The 21,170-nt window shown below is 44.0% G+C and carries 18 protein-coding genes; 11 read left to right on the top strand and 7 right to left on the bottom strand.

What is annotated here, in order from left to right; genetic code table 11:
- The first annotated feature begins 78 nt into the window (after positions 1-78).
- Entirely contained in the window at positions 79-759 is a 681-nt protein-coding gene (locus GO009_RS07800; RefSeq protein WP_163625639.1) for a DUF6799 domain-containing protein, read from the top strand.
- A gap of 68 nt (positions 760-827) precedes the next feature.
- Positions 828-1,739 carry a hypothetical protein gene (locus GO009_RS07795; RefSeq protein WP_163625638.1) on the top strand — a complete coding sequence of 304 codons (912 nt, stop codon included), beginning with the start codon at positions 828-830 and terminating at the stop codon, positions 1,737-1,739.
- Here the strand turns inward: GO009_RS07795 and GO009_RS07790 are convergent.
- The gene (locus GO009_RS07790) at positions 1,704-1,949 is read right to left on the bottom strand and encodes an acetolactate decarboxylase (protein WP_163625637.1); all 246 of its coding nucleotides are present in this window, start codon (positions 1,947-1,949) and stop codon (positions 1,704-1,706) included. The genes GO009_RS07795 and GO009_RS07790 overlap by 36 nt on opposite strands.
- A gap of 215 nt (positions 1,950-2,164) precedes the next feature.
- Complete coding sequence (locus GO009_RS07785; protein WP_163625636.1) at positions 2,165-2,539, bottom strand: Fur family transcriptional regulator; 375 nt, start codon at positions 2,537-2,539, stop codon at positions 2,165-2,167.
- 79 nt (positions 2,540-2,618) lie between these two features.
- On the opposite strand from GO009_RS07785, the gene GO009_RS17840 reads away from it, so the two are divergent.
- From GO009_RS17840 to GO009_RS07775, 3 genes are all read left to right on the top strand, one after another.
- Positions 2,619-2,870: an FAD-dependent oxidoreductase gene (locus GO009_RS17840; protein WP_306770395.1), complete on the top strand. Its 252-nt coding sequence runs from the start codon at positions 2,619-2,621 to the stop codon at positions 2,868-2,870.
- A gap of 74 nt (positions 2,871-2,944) precedes the next feature.
- The gene (locus GO009_RS17835) at positions 2,945-3,526 is read left to right on the top strand and encodes an NAD(P)/FAD-dependent oxidoreductase (RefSeq protein WP_306770394.1); all 582 of its coding nucleotides are present in this window, start codon (positions 2,945-2,947) and stop codon (positions 3,524-3,526) included.
- 10 nt (positions 3,527-3,536) lie between these two features.
- The gene (locus tag GO009_RS07775) at positions 3,537-3,923 is read left to right on the top strand and encodes a MerC domain-containing protein (RefSeq protein ID WP_163625635.1); all 387 of its coding nucleotides are present in this window, start codon (positions 3,537-3,539) and stop codon (positions 3,921-3,923) included.
- A gap of 170 nt (positions 3,924-4,093) precedes the next feature.
- Here GO009_RS07775 and GO009_RS07770 read toward each other — a convergent pair whose 3' ends face one another.
- The 3 genes from GO009_RS07770 to GO009_RS07760 all read right to left on the bottom strand — a co-directional run bounded on the left by GO009_RS07770 (position 4,094) and on the right by GO009_RS07760 (position 9,181).
- A complete protein-coding gene (locus GO009_RS07770; RefSeq protein WP_163625634.1) occupies positions 4,094-5,146 on the bottom strand; it encodes an LD-carboxypeptidase in 1,053 nt (350 codons plus the stop codon).
- Positions 5,147-5,298: 152 nt separating this feature from the next.
- Entirely contained in the window at positions 5,299-6,618 is a 1,320-nt protein-coding gene (locus GO009_RS07765; protein WP_163625633.1) for a carboxypeptidase-like regulatory domain-containing protein, read from the bottom strand.
- Between the two features lie 115 nt (positions 6,619-6,733).
- Positions 6,734-9,181, bottom strand: coding sequence for a M14 family metallopeptidase (locus GO009_RS07760; RefSeq protein ID WP_163625632.1), 2,448 nt, complete (start codon positions 9,179-9,181; stop codon positions 6,734-6,736).
- 160 nt (positions 9,182-9,341) lie between these two features.
- On the opposite strand from GO009_RS07760, the gene bshC reads away from it, so the two are divergent.
- Positions 9,342-10,946 (top strand): bacillithiol biosynthesis cysteine-adding enzyme BshC, encoded by a 1,605-nt coding sequence (gene bshC, locus GO009_RS07755; RefSeq protein ID WP_163625631.1) that lies wholly within the window; start codon positions 9,342-9,344, stop codon positions 10,944-10,946.
- 219 nt (positions 10,947-11,165) lie between these two features.
- Here bshC and pgmB read toward each other — a convergent pair whose 3' ends face one another.
- Complete coding sequence (gene pgmB, locus GO009_RS07750) at positions 11,166-11,825, bottom strand: beta-phosphoglucomutase (RefSeq protein WP_163625630.1); 660 nt, start codon at positions 11,823-11,825, stop codon at positions 11,166-11,168.
- Positions 11,826-12,033: 208 nt separating this feature from the next.
- On the opposite strand from pgmB, the gene guaA reads away from it, so the two are divergent.
- Genes guaA through GO009_RS07730 form a run of 4 tightly spaced genes read left to right on the top strand, consistent with a single transcriptional unit; the run spans position 12,034 to position 16,649 of the window.
- The gene (gene guaA, locus GO009_RS07745) at positions 12,034-13,566 is read left to right on the top strand and encodes a glutamine-hydrolyzing GMP synthase (RefSeq protein ID WP_163625629.1); all 1,533 of its coding nucleotides are present in this window, start codon (positions 12,034-12,036) and stop codon (positions 13,564-13,566) included.
- Positions 13,563-15,746, top strand: coding sequence for a LysM peptidoglycan-binding domain-containing protein (locus tag GO009_RS07740; RefSeq protein ID WP_163625628.1), 2,184 nt, complete (start codon positions 13,563-13,565; stop codon positions 15,744-15,746). Before guaA ends, GO009_RS07740 begins: the two co-directional genes overlap by 4 nt.
- Positions 15,724-16,128 (top strand): OsmC family protein, encoded by a 405-nt coding sequence (locus tag GO009_RS07735; RefSeq protein WP_163625627.1) that lies wholly within the window; start codon positions 15,724-15,726, stop codon positions 16,126-16,128. The genes GO009_RS07740 and GO009_RS07735 overlap by 23 nt, the downstream gene beginning before the upstream one ends.
- A complete protein-coding gene (locus GO009_RS07730; protein WP_163625626.1) occupies positions 16,116-16,649 on the top strand; it encodes a DUF922 domain-containing protein in 534 nt (177 codons plus the stop codon). The genes GO009_RS07735 and GO009_RS07730 overlap by 13 nt, the downstream gene beginning before the upstream one ends.
- A gap of 299 nt (positions 16,650-16,948) precedes the next feature.
- Here the strand turns inward: GO009_RS07730 and GO009_RS07725 are convergent, their stop codons facing one another.
- Positions 16,949-17,311, bottom strand: a complete 363-nt coding sequence (locus tag GO009_RS07725; RefSeq protein ID WP_163625625.1) for a hypothetical protein — start codon at positions 17,309-17,311, stop codon at positions 16,949-16,951.
- Between the two features lie 831 nt (positions 17,312-18,142).
- On the opposite strand from GO009_RS07725, the gene GO009_RS07720 reads away from it, so the two are divergent.
- A complete protein-coding gene (locus GO009_RS07720; protein WP_163625624.1) occupies positions 18,143-21,163 on the top strand; it encodes a TonB-dependent receptor in 3,021 nt (1,006 codons plus the stop codon).
- Positions 21,164-21,170 lie beyond the last annotated feature (7 nt).

The raw sequence follows: 21,170 nt of genomic DNA, 5'->3' as shown, positions 1-21,170 counted from the left end.
TTTTGATGATCAGGATCATTGTGTTCTTGTAGCAGTGGCCATACTTTGGTTCCAATAAACTTTATAAATACGAGTACCATGAAAAAGATTTTAATGTTGGTGTTCGTTGTTCTTGGAACAATGACACTGATGGCACAGGACAGGGATAGGGACAGAGTCCAAGATCCCGATCAAGATCGAGACCGTTTAATGCTGGTCGATGGCGATGTACTTCAAATTCGAGATCGTGACCAGATCCGTTTGGAAGACCCCATTACGTTGAACGATGGAACGGTAGTTAACCCAAATGGAACCTATTTTACCCGAGATCGAGATAGACTTAGGTTAAAAGATGGTGAATGTTTGGATAGTGATGGAATTAAATATCGCAATGAGTATCAGTATCGTTACAAAGTGATGCAAGCGGATAAAGGACTTACCGATGCACAGATCCAGCAACGCAACCAAAACAGGTATCAATTGATGCTCATTGATGGAGATGTATATCAAATCAGGACGCAATCACAAAACAGATTGCAGCAGCGGCTTGAGCTTGCAGATGGAACCACGGTTGACCCAGACGGTACCTACATGAATCAAAATCGTCAGCAATTGAGGCTTCAAGACGGTGAATGTTTGAATTTGAATGGTGAAAAGTTCACAAACATGTACAAGCATCGTAAAATGATGGCAAACAAGAATATGAAGTCCATCAAAAACATGAAGTCTAAAAAATCCATGAACAAATCAGCCCTTAAGAAAAAAGGGGGCGTCATGTGAAGGTACTGTATCGAGGGCTTGACCACCGTATGGTTGAGCCCTTATGTTCCATCTGTAAATGATTTATCATGAAACGGTGTTTACTCTTAAGCTTAATATTATGTTTGGGTACCATAGCAGGTGCATTTGCCCAAAAGATCAATAAGGAAAAGTCCGATAGCGAAGATTCCTATGTTTTGATGGATGTAAGTTATATGAACGATGCGGTATTTATGGGTAGGCGAGATTCCATAGCTGCTCCGTACCTATTGCCTTCCATTGGATATTATGACAAATCGGGACTGTTTGTTGATGCCACTGTATCCTATCTTACAAGTTCCGATGAGCAACGCGTGGATCTTTTTTATTTAACTGGAGGGTATTTGTTTGATTCCAATAATTGGAGCGGAGGTGTTTCGGGAACGGCTTATTTTTACAATGAATATAGTTACAATGTACAATCCGAGGTGGTCGCGGACATTACGGGTTTGATCAGTTACGATTTTAAATTGCTGGGACTATCGCTTTATGCCAGTTCCTATTTCAATAAGAATAGCTCACCCGATATTTTTTTAGGCTTTATGGCCGATCATACCTTTAGGGCATTTGACGATCATTTATTGTTTGCTCCCCGATTTTCGGTATTTGCGGGTTCCCAATACTTTTATGAAGAATATTATACAACCAGTAGATTGGGCAATAGAAAAGGCATTGGCAGTGGGCAAGGAAGTGGACCGGGAGGATCCATAGATTCAGGGACCGAAGTTACCACGATTCAAATTGCAGAGGCATCCGAGTTTAATATACTAAATATGGAATTGAGTTTTCCTTTTCAATATCGTGTGGACCAATTTATTTTGTCGTTTACACCTACTTGGGCATTTCCCCAGACCCCTGCAACCCTTACCACAGATACAGAAACCTTTAAAGAAGATTTGGAGAATGTGTTTTACTGGTCCGTTGGTTTAAGCTACTGGTTCAGTACAACCAAGAAGAAATAAGGTTTCTATTTTCTTTTCGGGCAAATACAGTCCATAGGTTTTGGCCGCTGTGGTTACCCTGTCCAAGTGCCCCACAAAGGATTTGTCCTTCATTAAAAAATGAACATGTACAAAACCATCGGTATATGTAAAAAATCCTTGGTAATGTTCGGAGTAAAAACCCATAAATCCCCCTTTGGCATTTTCAAATGAAAACTTTTGTGATTTCACTCCCTCTCGATAACCTTCCACTTCGGGCAAACGAAGGGTAACAATATGGGAAGGAATAAGACATACGATGCCATCGTTAAAGGAAAAGGTTTTGCAGGCTTCGGATGATTTGTATCGTTTTGTTGAGATGGAATGAGCCGATCTTCATGGATTTGATAGCCGTATATTGTCAATTATGGCTTAGGTTTCAGTACTCCACATACTCTTTTACAACACTAAGAACAATCCGCACAGGTACCCGTTAAAACACAGTTGACACTTTCAACCTTATAGCCCATAGGCAACGAAAAATCCACTTTTTCCTTTAAACAGGCGATAGTTTGGCAACTGGTGCAACGAAAGTGGAAGTGGCTATCCGGCAAGGACTTCCCATCACAGTCCATGCAGATTGCAAAATACTGTTTACCATCCTCCGCTACAATATTATGGACCAGACCATCCTCACAAAACCGGTTTAAGATTCTGTATATGGTCGCCCTATTGATATCCATATCGATCTTGTCCTCAATGGCATCATGGCTCATGGCCTTGCCACTCTGGGACAATAAATTCAAGATTGCTTGTTTTGTTGGTGTGTTTCTTCTTTTCATAAATTATTAATGCGACATTGTTGCAATAATATAAAATATTCATAAGTTTGACAAATATTATAGCGTTACAAATCACAATATGGAAAAAAACAAGATATACGATGTTATCATTATAGGAGGAAGTTATGCAGGGCTTTCGGCAGCTATGGCCCTCGGAAGGTCGTTAAAACAAACCTTGGTTATTGATGGGGGCGAGCCATGTAATAGGCAAACTCCACATTCCCAAAATTTTTTGACACAAGATGGCAAACCTCCCAAGGAGATTGCCGACCTCGCAACAAGGCAGGTTAAGGACTATGAAAGTGTTACGTTTTTTAAAGGCTTTGCTTAAATGCAAGTACATCTACAAGTGGTTTTCTTGTCCGTACCGATACTGGGGATGTTTTTGAGGGAAAGAAATTGATTATGGCCACGGGCATCAAGGATTTGATGCCTGAGATTCCGGGTTTTCAAGAATGCTGGGGGATTTCCGTGATACATTGTCCCTATTGCCATGGGTATGAATACCGCGGTAAAAAAACAGGGATATGGGCACCGGCAGAGAAAGCATTTCATTTGGCTCCGTTGTTGCTCAACCTTACCGATGATCTTACCATTCTAGGCCAAGATGTGTCAAATTTTACCGAGGAAGAGTTAAAAACACTTCAAAAGCATGGTGTTGAAATGGTACATCATAATGTTATGGCAATGGAACATAAAAATGGATACCTCCATAAAGTGGTCCTTGATAATGGGGATAAAATTTCCTTTTCGGCCGTTTATGCGGGTGTCCCATTTGAACAAAGTTCGGATATTCCCAATTCGCTGGGCTGCGAACTTACGGAACAAGGTTTTATTAAAACGGATCATTTTCAGATGACCACTGTGCCTGGAGTGTTTGCTTGTGGGGATAACTGTATTTCCATGCGGTCGGTTGCCCAAGCTGTGGCATCGGGCAACTTGGCAGGTGCCATGGCCAATATGGAACTCTCGAAAGAATCATTTTAAAACAAACTTCATGAAGATAAAAAACCAAACTTTTGACATCATTGCACTTACAAGCTCGTTTATTTGTGCCATTCACTGCGCGGCTGCGCCCATTCTGCTATCATTCTCATCCTTGTCCAGCCTACATTTTTTACACAATCCACTTATGGAATGGTCGTTTGTCGGACTTGGTGTTGTCTTTGTATTTGTTTCCCTTTGGCCGAGCTATAAAAAAGTACATCGTAAATCAAGGCCTTTGCTCATTGCCGCCCTTGGTTTTGGTACATTAGCACTGGGCAGGGTGGATTTTAGTGAAGCTTGGGAGGTAGTACATATGGTGTCTGGGGCCATCATGGTTGCTGCGGCCCATTTTATAAACTGGAAGTTGTTGCGCTTTAGGGGAGGACATAAACATTAAAGTGCCTGGGGGCAAGCTTGATCATAATCTTTGCATCGACCGAACTGTTTTTTGATGAGGATAATGTGTGAATATTAAAGAAACAGCACCTCTTGGTATTTTCTATGTGCACAGTTAAGGGAAAGCCCTTTTAATTAAAAACATCCAAGCGATAGCTGGTGGCATGGGGGCTAACCCACCGCCGGTTCCAGTAGGCGTAGTTGTTTTTTATAGGCATTAAAGTAAGCCTCAACGCCTATGGGGAGGGTCGAGTTTTGTGGTATGTGCCCAAAGCTCATGCCATAGGCGGCGGGAATGCCCAATGGGGAAATCCTGTCCATGATCACTTCCCTTAACGTAAAGTTTTCGGTAGTACGTTTACGGTCGCACCCTTTGCAAACACCAAAAATGATTCCCTTGGCCTTGGTAAAGCTTTCAACATCGGTAAGTTGGGTAAGCATACGGTCAATGCGGTACGGGGCTTCCTCCACATCTTCCAATAGTACGAGTTTGTCCGTAAAGTCGATTTCATAAGGAGTGCCTATCATGGCGGCCACCAAGGTTAAACTACCCCCTACAAGTTCGCCTTGGCCAATACCAGCGGTGATCGTATATCGGTAGTATTCGCTGTTGCGGTATTGTTTCGGGTCTTTTAATATGGCATTTTTGATGGGCAGTGTTTGCTGTGGTTCCATCAATACCTTTTTGAAGTAAACCTGACTGTACTCATCATCCAGCGTTTTTCCAACAGGTCCGTGAAAACCAATAAGACCGGTTTTTTTATAAATGGTGTTGATCAATGCGGTGATGTCGCTAAAACCGATCAACGCCTTTGGGTTGTTTTCGATGACCCCATAATCCAATAAGTCAAGAATACGGGTGCATCCATATCCACCACGGGCACAGAGAATGGCATCAATATCCGGGTTGGCAAACATTTCGTTCACATCCTTTGCGCGTTCTTCATCGGTATCGCTGAAATAACCGTAATTACCTTTTATACGGTCGGTGTGATAGGTTTTGAAACCCATTTTTTGCAGCGTGTCCAAAGCCAGGTAGAGTGCTTCCTGTTCAATGGCAAATCCAGGGGCAACAAGGCCAATGGTATCCCCTAATTTTAATTTTTTGGGTTTAATTTTGGGCTTGGGGTCAGAGAAAGGTTGATTGCCCCAAGTGGTTTGGTGTAAAAGGGTTGCAGCTCCCAGAGCTGTTGCCGATTTTAAAAAACTTCTTCTTTTGAACATTGTTGAATCCCTCCTTGAGGGTTTGACTCCCCGACGTTCTACGTCGAAATGGATTAATTTTTTTGGTTAGAATACCTCATGGGCTTGCCCCGAGGTGATTGATTTATCAATACAAATATAAAAATGCACAAAATTTAAAAGAACAGCATCAACTAATCACTGTTTCTTTCGTCTCTTCGTAATTGTCTTTGGATTTTTCTGATGGCCGATTCGATGGATTTTTCGGGTTCTATGATATTGTATTCGCCCCAAAAATCAGGATCCGAGAAGCCGGAGGCCTCATCACTTAGGATAATGGACTTTCGGATTTGTTGCCGATATCTGGGCCTTTCGGTCTTGCTTACTCTTTCCCAATCGGTGATGGCCATTTCAGCCGTCATGCTGTACTGCGAATTAAACCATTTATCGGCCCAGTCCACTTTGAACTCCATAAATACGCTGCTATAGCCGTAATGCCATTTTCCATCTTTTTCCCGGTAATCAACACGGTAAGAGACCTCTGTGGGCCACACATCCACTTTTGCAGGCTTTCTGCGCACAAAAAGTTGGGCAGCTTTGTTCCTATCTGTAATGTTCAATGAAAAAATGGCACCTGTTAAGATCTTATTCTCGACATCGATGTACAGTTCCCCGCGATATAAGGGCTCCAAAATACCTTCATACTGATTGAATTTGATGACATAGATCAACCTATCATTGGTCATTGTGGAGCGATCAAAGGTAAATTTGTAGTTGGATAGGGACGCTTCCGAGAATATATATTCCGGGTACTTCATCATATCTACATACAAGGTGTTGTAAGGCCCTCCCTGAAGTTTTAGTGCTACGGTGTCCAACTTGCTGTAATCGGTGCTTTTTCTCGCCTTGTACAGTTCAACGGCATCGTCCCGGGTAGAACTGTAAGGTGTTTTGTATACATTGACCACCGCTTCAGCCAAAGAAACGTTCCTTCTTCGTCTTTTTATGGTTTCTCGATAAAAGGCCGTCATTAACGAAGGATCTTCAAAATAATTCTCATCCCTGTTCTTTAGGGTCTCCTTGACCAAGGCCAACGCATCTTTTGGGGCGTTCACATTGATTTCCGAAAGCCTTGTAACGGACACCTCTAGGGATATTTCGTTTTTTTCGCGTTCAAGGCTGGCAATGGGAACCTTTTTGGTTTTGTAGCCCAAAAATGAAACCACCACATTTTTGTTGGTGTATTCTTTGGGTACTTTTAAAAGAAAGTTTCCTTCTGTATTGGTAATGGTACTTATGTTGGTGCCTTCTACGGTAAGTGTGGCAAAAACCAAAGATTTATTGCTCGATGCTTCCTTGACCTCCCCACTATATTCATTGAAATCGACCTCTGCACCATCTTGTTGGAAAGCAAAGGCCTCTCTTGGACTTAACAGTGCCATAGCGCATAGTGCCAATAGCAAAAATGCATGGTGTTTTATGTTTAAAATCAATGATGGGATTCTCAGCGACATATCGGCAATTTTTCTTTGTTACTTTTTATTAAATATACAAAATTTCGGGCACAAATTTTCGTGCCATTTTAGTTAAAAAACCGAACAATCCACTTATAATCAGTTTGTAGGAATTTTAGTCTACCATAAAGAGCGCATTGGCAAAAAACAGCTTGCCGTTTTCCCAAAATCCTCGGAACAAGGGGTTGTCCACCAAATAAATTACATGGCCGCGACCAAAGTTTTCGACCCCGAATATTAAGGATTCGGAAATCTTTTTCTGTGCCTCTATACCTGCAAAACCAGAAAAGGGTTTGGTGTTTTGTTCGAGGTACACGGCATTTCCGTTGTCCAGATATTCATAAGCACTGCTTCCGAGCTTTAAAGAGAAATAATCGGAACCATAGCCGTAGGCCAATGGATTGGAGCTATCCACCTTAGTCTTAAAGATTGCGCCGGTAATCGCTCCCTTGATGCGTTCCCGCTCCCAATCTTTATAGGGTTGGGGGGTGTTTTCGGTGGAATCTTTTTCCACTTTCTTTTTCTTGATCCCAAATCCCTTTTTACCATCAAGGGCATCGATGGACCCGCCCATGGCAATGATTTTTCCGCCTTGTCTTACCCAATTCTTTAGTTTGGATAGTTGATCTTCGTTAAAATGGTTGCCGTAACGCCCATCCGGCAAAACCAAAATATTGTACTCGTTCAAGTCCACCCGGTTTGCATAGTCATCATCAATCACGGTGAGCGGGTAATGCAATTGTTGCTCAAAAAAGTGCCAAATTTCCCCGAATCGTAGTGTTGAGGTGGGGCCACCGGATAAAACGGCAATCTTTGGCTTGCTTATCATTTGAATGGAAGAGGAACCAAAATCTTTCCCCGAATCCACAAAACCTGTACTTGTGGAAGTAATCTCCTTTTTAAATCTAGCAGCAATGGTTTGCAGGGTTTGGATAAAATCTTCCTTGTTTTCGTTATCACCTTTGGTGATGATCAAGGTGCCACGCGCAAAGGATTTACCTTCGATACTAAAAGGGTGATCTGCTTTGCGAACCCTTATTCCCTCGTTTAGTAGGGCCGCCAAAAATCGGGCGTCGTCCATGCTGTTCCAATCGGTCAGATAGGCATAGCTTCCGCTATTGATACCTGAAGGTACCATAACTTCTTCTGTATTTTGGGAAGATATTATAGACGTGGAGGCAATGGCGTCCAATCCATACGCGTAGGGCAGCGACCAAGCGGTGATATCGTAGGTCAACGAATCCGAAAGTTTGGCATTGGGCTCGAACAATACCTTTACCAAGGTGCCTTTGGGCTGGTCGGTGGACACTACCATGCCATTTTTGTTGATGGACAGGTTGCCACTTTCGCCTGTCGTATAGTGATGTCCCCTGAAAGAACCACTGGAAAGATTGCCGTATGCAATGTTGTGTTTGTCCAAAAGGGATTTAAGGGCATCCAATTTGTCCTTGTCACCTTTTAGCACATAACTTTTGTACTTAAAATCCTTATTTTGATGGAACTTCCTGAATTCATCATTTAACTTCTCCGCATTCTGGGAAGATACCTCCACGGTGGAGAGCCCCGTTGTAAAGTGATGGGCGATTCGGTCTTTTAAGGTAAGGGTGTCACCGATAGCAGTGATAATCCCAAGCCCGGCTCTGCCACTTCCACCTTGTTCGTAGGTCATTCCAACAGAGCCGTTGTAAATGGGGTAGGTATCACCATAGCTGGGGTACAAAAGGTCAAAAACCTCTTTGGTGAAGTAAAACCAACCGTTGGCATCAAAATATTTGGCGTGGTTTCTACCAAGGGTTACTTGAAAATCACGCTGAAAATCGGTGATCACCTCGTGATAGGGTTCTGCCGCAGGTGCAAAATAATAGGGATTGTTCACCCCCTGCTCATGGAAATCCACATGGATGTGGGGCAACCATTGGTTGAACATTTTTAACCGTTGCTGGCTTTCTACCTGGGTAAGCCACGCCCAGTCACGGTTCAGGTCGAACATATAGTGGTTGCTCCGTCCACTCCACCAACCTTCGTGGTGTTCCTTGCTGTTGGGATCCACTTGATACGGGCTGTTCTTATATTGATTGTACCAGTTGCTGTATCTGTCGCGCCCATCCGGGTTAATACACGGATCCATGATCACCACGGTGTTTTCCAGATAAGAACTTTTTTTGGTCAAAAGTTCATAAATGGTCTTCATGGAAGCCTCTGTGCTCACACTTTCGTTACCGTGTACATTATAGCTTAGCCAAACAATGGCTTTGGATGCATTTCCCGTTCCTTCGGTATCTTTTAGGTGCTCTTGCCTAATGCTTTCCAGGTTGGCCAAGTTTTCTGCGGAGGAGACGTAGGCCAAGATCAAAGGCCTGCGCTCGTAGGTCTTGCCATAAACGGTAAGCTGCACCCTGTCCGGGGCAGATTCAGCCAAATACTCGTAATAATCCACCACTTCGTGATGACGGGTAAACTGTGTTCCGAGTTCGTACCCCAAAAATTCTGAAGGGGATTTTAGTTGTTGTGCCGATACGGAAATTGATACGAAAAGAATGAGGGAAAATAAAAATCTGGTCATGCTTGGGTTAATTGGTTCTACCAAATCTACTAATAAATTGAGGCAGAATCCTAATTTTATTGGGCCCAACCCGCTAATATTGCATAAAATTCAATTAACGTATTTTTGGGATGAGAAAAAAAGAAGAGACTTATCTTTGAACACCTCATTGCAATTTTTAATGGAAGTAGAATGTATACCCTTTAAGGAGACCGGTTATTTTTCCCAATTAATTTGTGACTATCTCGATCAGAAAAAAGAATTATCCCCTTTTTTTAATAGATATCCTTTGCCCGAAAACTTTGGTGATCAAATCAAAGAAAAGGCCACAAACTATCCCAAAGCACATCGAAAAGTCTTGGTCAATGCTTTAAAGGAGCAATACCAAGGCGTTGAGGTTTCCAAGGCAACGCAAAAAAATAGGGATGCCTTGTCCAAAGAGACCACATTTACGGTGGTAACCGGGCATCAGTTGAATTTATTTACGGGGCCGTTGTACTTCCTTTATAAGATTGTTTCCACCATCAATTTGGCCAAACAGCTCAACAAAGAGCATCCAAAAAACCACTTTGTGCCGGTATATTGGATGGCCACGGAGGACCATGATTTTGATGAGATCAATTATTTTAACCTGCACGGAAAAAAGGTGCTTTGGAACAAAAAGGCATCTGGAGCGGTAGGTCGATTATCTACGGAAGGCCTGGAAGAGGTGTTCGAGATATTTTCCGCGGAACTTGGAAATTTAGGACTTACCGAAAAGCTGAAAGACCTGTTTAAAAAAGCATATTTAGAGCATTCAACCCTTACCGAAGCCACCCGGTATCTTGCCAATGCACTGTTTGGTGACCAAGGTTTGGTGATTGTGGACGGCGATGATAAAGATTTGAAGGAATTACTCGTTCCCTATGCCAAAAAGGATATACTGGAGCACACGCCCCATAAAAAAATATCGGAAACAATTGATGTATTGGGAAAGGTTTCCGCAGACTATACCATTCAAGTAAACCCAAGGGAAATCAATTATTTTTATTTAAAAGATGGTTTGCGGGAACGGATTATCCTAAAAAAAGGGAAATACCATGTGATCAATACGGATATTGATTTTACCAAGGAAGAACTTTTAAAGGAACTTGACGAGCATCCCGAACGGTTTTCGCCCAATGTAGTGGCGCGACCTTTGTACCAAGAAGTGATTTTGCCCAACCTGTGCTATATTGGCGGGGGAGGGGAATTGGCCTATTGGTTGGAGCTTAAATCCTATTTTGATGGGGTTGGGGTTACATTTCCTATGTTGATGCTTCGAAATTCAGCTTTGCTGATAACGGAAAAGCAATCGGAAAAAGTGGAACGGATGGGATTGAAGGTTTCCCATTTATTTATGAAGCAGCATTCGCTGATCAATAAAAAGATACGCGACATCTCCAATATCGATATTGATTTTTCGCCCCAGAAAAAGTTGTTGGAAGAGCAGTTCCGGCACATGTACGAACTGGCCGAACAAACCGATAAAAGCTTTTTGGGAGCGGTAAAGGCACAGGAGGTAAAGCAGAAAAAAGGCTTGGACAACTTGGAAAAACGGTTGTTGCGAGCCCAAAAAAGAAAATTAAAGGACCATGTGGTGCGGTTGACCGATCTTCAAAATGAGTTGTTCCCCAACCGATCGCTTCAGGAAAGACAGCTTAACTTTTCAGAAATTTATCTGGAAATGGGAGAGGATTTGATTCCTTTGCTGTTGGAGACATTGGACCCCTTTTCCAAAGGCTTTACAATTTTAAGGCACAATTGATTGCTGCCTGATACCATTCAATACATTGATATTTTTCAAAAAAGCTTGCAACCAAAGTAGGGTATTTATGCTCTGGGTTGTTCCATAGGTGTAAATAGCTATGAAAATTTAAATTTTGAGTTGGTTAACTCATATGTTTAGGTTGGTTTTGATTTTATTTTTATTGAAAAGCCCTGGAGTGGTTCCCAGGGCTTTTTGTTTTTATGGCTTAAAATGATTTTAGAACAAATCCTTGAAATGTGACTTTACTTCGAACAGCGTAGCCTCCTTCATGGTGTCGAACCTAATATCGGCATGTCCCACGCGCTCTTCGGGACCTATGCCCACACTGTGAAAGTTGCCGGCTTTGGCGGCATCTATCCCTTTCTCGGCATCCTCAAAAACAATGCAGTTTTCTGGGCGCAGCCCTAATTTTTCCGAAGCATAAAGGAAAATATCCGGGGCAGGCTTGCTTTTGGAAACGCTATTGCCATCACCGATTACATCAAAAAAATGGGTGGCCTTGAGCTGTTTCAACACTTTTGGGGCATTTTTACTGGCACTACCAAGGGCAACGCTAAAGCCCTCAGACCTTAAATGAGTTAAAAGTTCCCTGGCGCCAGGCAAATAATCCTCTTGGGTCATGCTATCCAAACTTTCAACATATATGTCGTTCTTTTTTGTGGCAAGTTCAAGAATGGTCGCATCGTCCAAGCTAAGCCCGTTATGGTCCATTATCACCTTTATGGAATCCATTCTGGATATTCCCCGCAGTTTTTCATTAAGGGCACGATCAAATTGCCAACCCATATAGTCCGACAATTTTTTCCAAGCAGCGTAATGCAGTTCGGCAGTATCTGTGATTACGCCATCCAAATCAAAAATAAATCCCTTGATCATGGTCAGTGTTATTTAAAGGGCAAAGAAATAATGAAATCAGTTAAGAAAAAAACTAGATAAGCGTGTACTTTTTTCAAAAGAAAGTGTTAGGGCGCCTTTATAAATATTGAGTTGTTGATAACCCGTTGGAATAACTTCATGGAAAAAGTTGTCTTAAATATCCTTTAAAAGATACTTTTGCAACTAAAGCAAATTCCTATTTTTGCCCATGCATAACAACGTACTCATCCTAGACTTTGGTTCCCAGTACACACAACTGATCGCAAGACGCGTTAGGGAACTCAACATTTACTCAGAAATTAAACCCTACAATAAACTGCCCGAGGATTTATCGGATTACAAGGCGGTTATCCTTTCCGGTTCACCATCTTCGGTGCGCTCGGAGCATGCCCCGCATCCCGATTTGTCCGAAATAAAAGGCAAGAAACCTTTGTTGGGCATTTGCTATGGTGCACAATATCTGTCCCATTTTCATGGTGGTAATGTGGCTCCGTCCGCCACTCGGGAATATGGGAGGGCCAATCTCTCCTATGTAAACTCAGAAGATGATTTTTTACAAGATATTGGTGAAGGAAGCCAAGTGTGGATGAGCCATAGCGATACCATTAAGGAACTGCCCGAAGGAGCCATCCGTTTGGCCAGTACCCACGATGTGGAAAATGCGGCTTACAAGATTGATGGTGAAATGACCTACGGGATTCAGTTCCACCCCGAAGTGTACCATACCACCGATGGTAAAAAACTCTTGGAAAACTTTTTGGTGAACATTGCTGGATTAAAACAGGATTGGACGCCGGATGCTTTTGTGGAAACCACCGTTGAAGAGTTGAGGGAAGAGATTGGTGACGAAAAAGTGATTTTGGGACTGTCCGGGGGAGTAGATTCCAGTGTGGCCGCCATGTTATTGCACAAAGCAATCGGAGATCATTTGTACTGTATTTTCGTGAACAACGGTCTTTTGCGCAAAAACGAGTTTGAAAGTGTTTTGGACCAGTACAAGCACATGGGGTTGAATGTTAAGGGTGTTGATGCTTCGGCACGCTTTTTGGATGCCTTGAAAGGAGAATCCGACCCTGAAGGAAAAAGAAAAATCATCGGCAGGGTCTTTATTGAGGTTTTTGATGATGAGTCCCACAAAGTGGAAAATGCGAAATGGTTGGCACAAGGAACCATTTATCCAGATAGGATTGAATCGGTTTCGGCCAGCGGCGGACCATCAGCAGTGATAAAAAGTCACCACAATGTAGGCGGATTGCCCGATTATATGAAATTGAAAGTGGTGGAGCCCTTAAAAATGTTGTTCAAAGATGAGGTGCGAAGAGTAGGTGCAAGTATGGATATGCCCGCAGAAATTTTGGGGAGACATCCGTTCCCGGGCCCCGGTCTTGGAATCCGTATATTGGGAGATATTACTGCCGAAAAAGTAGCTATTTTGCAAGAAGTGGATGCTATTTTTATTGATGGACTCAAAAAATGGGGACTTTATGACAAGGTTTGGCAGGCCGGAGCCATGCTTTTGCCCGTAGATAGTGTAGGGGTTATGGGAGATGAGCGCACCTACGAAAAATGTGTGGCGCTCAGAGCTGTTGAAAGCACCGATGGAATGACGGCCGATTGGGTAAATTTGCCCTACGAATTCCTGCAAAAGACCTCGAATGATATAATAAATAAGGTTAAAGGCGTTAATAGAGTGGTGTACGACATTAGCTCAAAACCACCGGCAACTATAGAATGGGAATGAAAAAACATATGTTACAACTGGTTTTTACCATGGTCTTTTTATTGGCCATGGTGCCGGTATCCGCACAAAACTACGCAACACATGCTGTAAAGGAAGGGGAAACGCTTAAAAGCATTTCTCAACAATACAGGGTAACGCCCTACAGCATTTTACAGGCCAACAAGGAAATCAAAAGTGCTTCCGATGTAAAGGAAAACACCATACTTATAATTCTTTTGAACGGAAAAGCTGTTGAAGATAAAACAAAGACCAAAGAAGAAGAACAAGAGGAAGAAGAGGTAAAGCCAATTCGTTTCATACGGCACAGGGTACGAAGAAAGGAAACCCTTTTTGGACTAACGCAGAAATACAACATTACCGAGGACCAGCTCAAACGGTACAATACCAAATTGTATTCCGAAACCCTAGAACGTAGGATGGTGCTCCAAATCCCTGTGTTTCCTGAGGTGGACCCCGATGAAGAAAAGGAGTTGGATTTTGAAAACTATACTGTCCGGCCCAAGGAAACCCGTTGGAGCATTGCCCACAAATATGGCATAAGTGTGGATAGCCTATTGGTGCTGAACCCGGAATTGGACAAGAACACCAACTATTTGGCCGCTGGCGAAGAATTGAAACTGCCAAGACCAAAAGGCGATAGCCTCAAGGAACAAGAGGTGGAATTGTTTACTTCCTATACCGTACCGCCAAAAATGACCCTTTACAGTTTGGGAAGGGAGTATGGTATTCCAACGGATTCCATTGTAAGGCTCAACCCCGAGATCATGAAAGAGGGTGGCCTAAAAGAAGGAATGGTGGTACGACTTCCCAAAAAGAAGAACAAAGAAGGCGAGGTAAACACAGAAAACTTTATTTTTTACGAAGTAAAGCCTAAGCAAAACATATTCAGAATTACCCAAAACCTGAAAATTACCAGGGATGAGCTGTTCCGTTTAAACCCGGCCTTGGAAAATGGACTAAAGGCTGGAATGGTCTTAAAATTGCCCAAAGAAAAGGCAGAAGAATTGGAAGTGAAAAATGCTTTGGTTCTGGATAAGATCAATTTGGTGGACAGCATTAATGTGGAAAACAGGCCCAAACTGGTTTTTATGCTTCCTTTCCGATTGGACAAGGTAAATGTGGCCGATACTGAAAAGGCCGAGGCACTGATCAAAAACCGTAGGGACATAGCATTGAGCCTTGGATTTTATACCGGGGCCATGGTGGCTTTGGATTCCATTAAAAAGTTAGGGGTCTCGGTGGATGTTAAAACCTACGATACCCAACTGGACCAAACCAAGGTCAAAGAAATCCTATTTAGGGAAAATCTAACCGGGGTAGATGCCATTATAGGCCCATTGGCAGCCGGGCCCTTGGACGAAGCAGCTGTTCAAGCTTCGGCAAAAAACATTCCTGTGATCGCCCCAATTGCTTCAGATAGTAAGTTGAGCCATGCCAATGTATTCTACTCCGTACCAAGGGATGTTGTACTACGGGATAAAATGCTCTCCCACATGGAAAAAATCCATAAGGGCGAAAACGTGATAATCATTGCGGATTCTACCCATCAAGTAGCGCATGATTCCATTTTGAGCAAATTCCCGGCAGCACAAATCGCAAAGGTAATCGACAACAAATCATTGCATTTGGATGAATTTTTGATCAAACTATCCGAAGACAAGGAAAATTGGGTGTTCCTCGAAACAGATCAGCCCAATATGGTGTCCAGCGTTACTTCTATCTTGAACTCGGCCAACACCGCCTCCATGGTGGATTCCGAAGAGACCAAGAAAATCAAGGTACGCATGTTTACCACGAGTTATAACGATGCTTTTGATGATGAGGCCGTCTCCAGGACCCATCTTTCCAATCTTAAGTTCACCTATCCATCGTTCTACCGGGTGTCCAAGAATGATGCCTTTACCAGGGCATACACGAAAAAGTACAATGGAAACTTACCGGATAAATATGCTGTTCGCGGTTTTGATGTAACTATGGACATACTGCTAAAGCTCGCATACAAGAAGAACCTTTTCGAAACTTCAAAGTATATCGGTCTAACAGAATATGCAGGAAGTGGATTTGATTATTTCAACGACTGGACTTCCGGCTATTTTAACCGAGCCTGCTACATTATGCAGTATGATGACCTTACATTAAAAGAAGTTAAGCTCAAAAATGACGTCAAAAGTAACCTATAACGGAAACCTGCGCACTACCTGTGTGCACGTACGTTCCGGAAACGAGTTTATTACCGATGCCCCGGTCGATAACAATGGAAAGGGCGAGGCTTTTTCACCAACCGATACGGTGGCGACCGGCTTGGCCAACTGTATGATGACCATGATGGGAATCAAGGCCAGAGATATGGATGTGGATTTGACAGGGTCCACTGCCGAGGTAACCAAGCACATGGCGGCGAACCCAAGAAGAATCTCAAAAATCGAAGTGAAATTCGAGTTGCCGTCATCGGTGTCCGAAAAGCACAGGAAAATTTTGGTGCATACGGCCAATACCTGCCCGGTGCACTATAGCCTGCACCCCGATATTGAAAAAATAATCGAATTTAATTGGGTAAAATAATTTCCATAGGATGTATTTTTCTACTTGGTTTTTTGGGATTTGCACAGGAAATCGAGGAGGGGGTCCCTTGGAATGAGGACATACGGCTCACTTGGGCCGATTTTAAGGGGAAAGTGCCACCAGGGGAGGAATCTGCGGCAACCACGGCGAGCGGCATCAGCTATACCTATTCGGCCAATCTGTTGCACCACGAGGTGAATTTGGATTTTGAGGTAAACGCCTATTTCTACCCCAACGAATCTTGGTACAGACCCGAATTGTGCAACGAGAACACATTGGCCCACGAACAGCTTCATTTTGATATTACCGAGGTATTTGCCAGAAAGATGCGGGAAAAATTACGTAGAACCTCTTTTTCCGATGATGTAAAAGCTGAGGTAAGGAAAATTTATTCCGATATTTTAAGGGAGCTGCAAACCTATCAAGAGCGATACGATTGGGAGACCAATTTTTCCCGAAACCGTGAGAAGCAGTTCGAATGGAACCAAAAGATAGCCGAAGCCTTAAAGGTTTGGGAATGATTCCTGCTTAAAATCGACCAATTTTTTTTGATTTCTTGATCGGGTACGATATATAGGACTAACTATCTGGAAACTATTTCTGAGCTTTACTCCAAAGTAATTTCAAAAAGGCAACCATGTTTTCAAGAGAACAGCAGGAAGAACCATTGCAATGGATTTGAGAGACCTAAGGCACTTTTAAAGCCTTGACCCAATATTTAGAGCTATGCTTGGCACTGTTGTTCTATCAGGAGAAGATACCTTTTCCCGAGTTGGGATATCGGAAACCTACAAAAGATCCCATTTGTTCTTCAATGGTTTTAATCTTTTTTTGGCAAAAGTTTGGAGATATCCCTTTTAGTATGGTTACGTATAGCATCACGTATGGCAACTTTCAGTACTGTCTCATATTCTGTGCTGGTAATATCAGCAGTATTCAGTATATCTTCCAATGTTAACTTCCTTGGATCGTGATAGCGATTGATCATTGTTTCATAACTTATACCTAACGCAAATGGCATTCCGGTAGCATATTCACTGGAAATCTCTTTCATTGAGCGTACATCCCCCGTGGCAAAGCGAGATTTGAGATTTCTTAGTGCCTCTAGCATAGTATACGGGTTTACTCTTTTCTCAAACTTTGCTGCGTTTTTGTCTTCTGATTTATCTGTTTTTTTAGCCATAATAGTATGATTTCTTAAAATTCAAACTAAGATGACTCCATGGTATTGATAATCAATTAAATATCACATTTTATATGATAAAAATCAGATATTATCTAATTATTATTTTAAATAGTAAAATATTATTACTATTATTGTGTATGAAAATCTATTTATAATTGAGATGTAACAGGATATATCTTGAATAGATTCGAAATTTAGGTGTTAACAAAAGAGTCTCGACCGCAAATTCCGACAATTTGTAATCAGAGCGAGACGATAGGTTAATGCCCGAGGTGATATTTTGTGTACATTCGTACCGCTATAGCACCGAGGGCTCTATCGTAATTCCGTTTCTGATAGGCGTCGGAACCTTGCGGTGCGGTTGATAGGGCTTGCTATAGTATTAGGTCCTAAATGCTGTGGAGACTCGTTTTCAACTCATCGATATGAAAACGAGTTTTTTATTTTGCATGGCCCATACCACTGGCATCCAGAAGAGTGGATTCTCATCCGATGGTCCATCGGTTGCCGAACGGCTGTACCCAATCAAACCCAAGAGTCCAATCTAACGATACCCAAGGCCAGGGTTGTGGGATGCACGTTTTATTATTTTCCGGTTCACGATATCCTTTTGTCCCATCACCAACGACTACACTTTTAGGGCAACCGGCCCAATCACGAAACCATGGTCTTTTTTGGTTTAGGAATCCTATTTCTGGGTATGCTTTTACCTGGGCAGGATGGCCTATGTCCGAACCTTGATGTCCTTTAGGAAGTTACGGTTTTTCCGTGACTTATGGGGCAGTGTGGAGAATAACAACCAACATTTTAATCAAACGAACTCAATTTATGCAACTAGTAACACAACGCATGCGCAGGGGAATCCTGCATGTGCTCCTATATGCTTTTCTAATGCCCTTTTGTGCCTTTTATGTGCAGGCGGGCACTGTCTTGGAACCACCACAGGCGACCATTTCCGGCACCGTGACCGATACTTCGGGGAGTCCCCTGGCCGGGGTGAACCTAGTGGTGGAATCCAAGAATGTGGGCACTATTTCCGGTTTGGACGGTTCCTTTTCCGTTCAAGCTTCTCCTACCGATGTATTGGTCTTTTCCATGGTAGGTTTTAAATCCCTTACCGTCCCAATAGCAGGAAGGAATGTGGTGAACGTAATAATGGAAGAAGATGTGACCCAATTGGGGGAAGTAGTGCTCAATGCGGGCTATTATACCGTTACCGAAAGGGAGCGCACGGGGAACATCGGTAAGGTGACAGCTTCCGAAATCGAAAAACAGCCCGTTTCCAATCCACTGTCCGCCCTTCAGGGGCGTATGGCCGGAGTGGACATTACCCAGAGCTCTGGCCTGCCAGGGGCGGGCTTCAACATCCAGATCAGGGGGCGGAACAGTATCGGTGCAGGGAACGATCCGCTCTATATTGTGGATGGGGTGCCCTTTGCATCGGATCCCATCAACTATTCCCAGACCTCAGGAATCCTAGGGGGAAGCATAAGTCCGCTCAACGGGATCAACCCTGCGGATATAGAAAAAATAGAGGTGCTGAAGGATGCCGATGCCACGGCCATTTATGGCTCCCGTGGTGCCAATGGGGTGGTTTTGATCACGACAAAAAAGGGCCGCTCCGGCAAGGCAGAATTCAACATCCATCTCAATACCAGTCTGGGCAGGGCCACCCGTTTCATGGACCTGTTGAACACCCCACAGTACTTGGAGATGAGACGGGAGGCCTTTGCCAATGATGGCATAGAAGATTACCCTGCCAATGCCCATGATGTGAACGGTACCTGGGACCAGGACCGGTACACCGATTGGCAAAAGGAACTGATCGGGGGAACCGTGCACAGGACCATGGCACGGGCATCCGTATCCGGAGGGAGCAATGGCACCCGCTACCTGATCGGCGGGAGTTACCAAAGGGAGAATACTGTTTTTCCAGGGGAGTCCGGTTATCAAAAGGGAAGTGTATTGTTGAACCTGGACCATAATTCCGAGGATGGACGTTTCAAGCTCCATTTTTCCGGGAACTACGTTGTCGACGACAACGACCTGCCCGCCGCTGACCTTACCCTTACCTCGCGTAGCCTGGCCCCCAATGCCCCGGCCCTTTATGGCGAGGATGGGGAACTGAACTGGGCCGGCAATACCTGGAACAATCCGCTTGCCGATCTGGAGAGCCGCTTTTCCTCCAATTCCAAGACCCTGACCACAAATGGGACCGCTTCCTATGCTGTCTTAAAAGGAATTACCGCCAAGGTAAACCTGGGTTATACGGATGCAAGGATGGATGACAGCAGGGTCCTGCCCTCGACAAGATACAACCCGGCCTATGGGGCCGATAGCCGGTATTCCTCGGTCTATAGGGGGACATCGTCCCGTACTTCATGGATCTTGGAGCCCCAGTTGCAATGGCAAGGAAGTATGGGACAATTACAATTGGATGTATTGTTGGGAAGTACTTTCCAACAACAAGATCAGCATCAATTGGGGCTTTATGCCCAAGGCTTTCCAAGTAATGAACTCCTTGGGGACATTTCAGCGGCCACTACCCTTAACATCAATTTGGATTCCGGGACGGAGTATAGGTACCAGGCCATTTTTGGCAGGATCAACCTGAACCATCGACAAAAATATATCCTTAACCTAACGGCGAGACGGGACGGTTCCTCAAGGTTTGGTCCCGGAAACCAGTTTGCCAACTTTGGGGCCGTTGGGGCCGCTTGGCTGCTCTCGGAGGAGAATTTTATCAAAGAGGCCCTTCCGGTGATCAGTTATGGTAAATTACGGGGAAGTTACGGCACCACGGGGAACGATCAGATCGGGGACTATCAATTTTGGGAGACCTTCAGTTTGGGCGGAACGAATTATGATGGGGTCAGTGTCCTACAGCCTACCCGCCTCTTCAATCCCGATTTTGGATGGGAGCGCAACGATAAACTGGAGGTCGGGTTGGAGCTTGGCTTTTGGAAGGACCGTATCCTGTTGGCGGGCAATTATTATCGCAACCGATCCTCCAATCAACTGGTGGGCATCCCCATGCCGGGCACGACAGGTTTCACCAGTCTCCAGGCCAATTTGGATGCCATTGTCCAGAACAAGGGAGTGGAGCTGGAACTCACTTCCCGTTTGGTACATACTCGGAAAGTAAAGTGGCAGCTCTCCATGAACCTGAGTCTTCCAGAGAACGAATTGATTTCCTTTCCGGGACTGGAGGCCTCAACCTACGCCAACAGGCTTGTGGTAGGGGAACCTCTTGGGATACGGAAACTGTATTACAGTACGGGGGTGGACCCCACCACGGGAGTGTATCAGTTCAGGGACTACAATGGGGACGGTGTTATTTCATCACCCAACGACCAACAATGGATAGCGGATATGGATCCCGATCTTTATGGGGGCTTGGCCAACAATATCAATATTGGCCCATTTGAGTTGGATTTTCTATTCCAGTTCACCAAGCAAAGACAATGGAACTATCTCTACAATGGCGGTTTCCCCGGTTCGATGATGAACCAGCCAGTGGATGTTCTGGATCGATGGGGGGAGGCGGGAGAAAACGCGCCCCTACAACGATATACCACGGGCAACAATGCTGATGCCGTGTCCGCTTTTTTCCGGTACAGTGGCAGCAACAGGGCGGTGTCCGATGGTTCCTTTGTCCGGTTGAAAACAGCCTCGGTCAGTTATCGGATCCCTGCCAAGTTGACCAAGGGCATGGACTGTAGGGTCTATCTCCAGGGACAGAACCTATGGACATGGACCTCCTATAGGTGGGGGGATCCTGAATTCATCGGGGTGGGACGGTTGCCCCCGCTACGGCAGATTACATTGGGCACACAACTTACCTTCTAACTCAAAA

Source organism: Allomuricauda sp. TY007, from assembly GCF_010468565.1.
In the GTDB taxonomy this organism is placed as follows: Bacteria; Bacteroidota; Bacteroidia; order Flavobacteriales; family Flavobacteriaceae; genus Flagellimonas.
The sequence above is the reverse complement of the archived record's forward strand: the minus strand, read 5'-3'. Positions and strand labels throughout refer to the sequence as shown.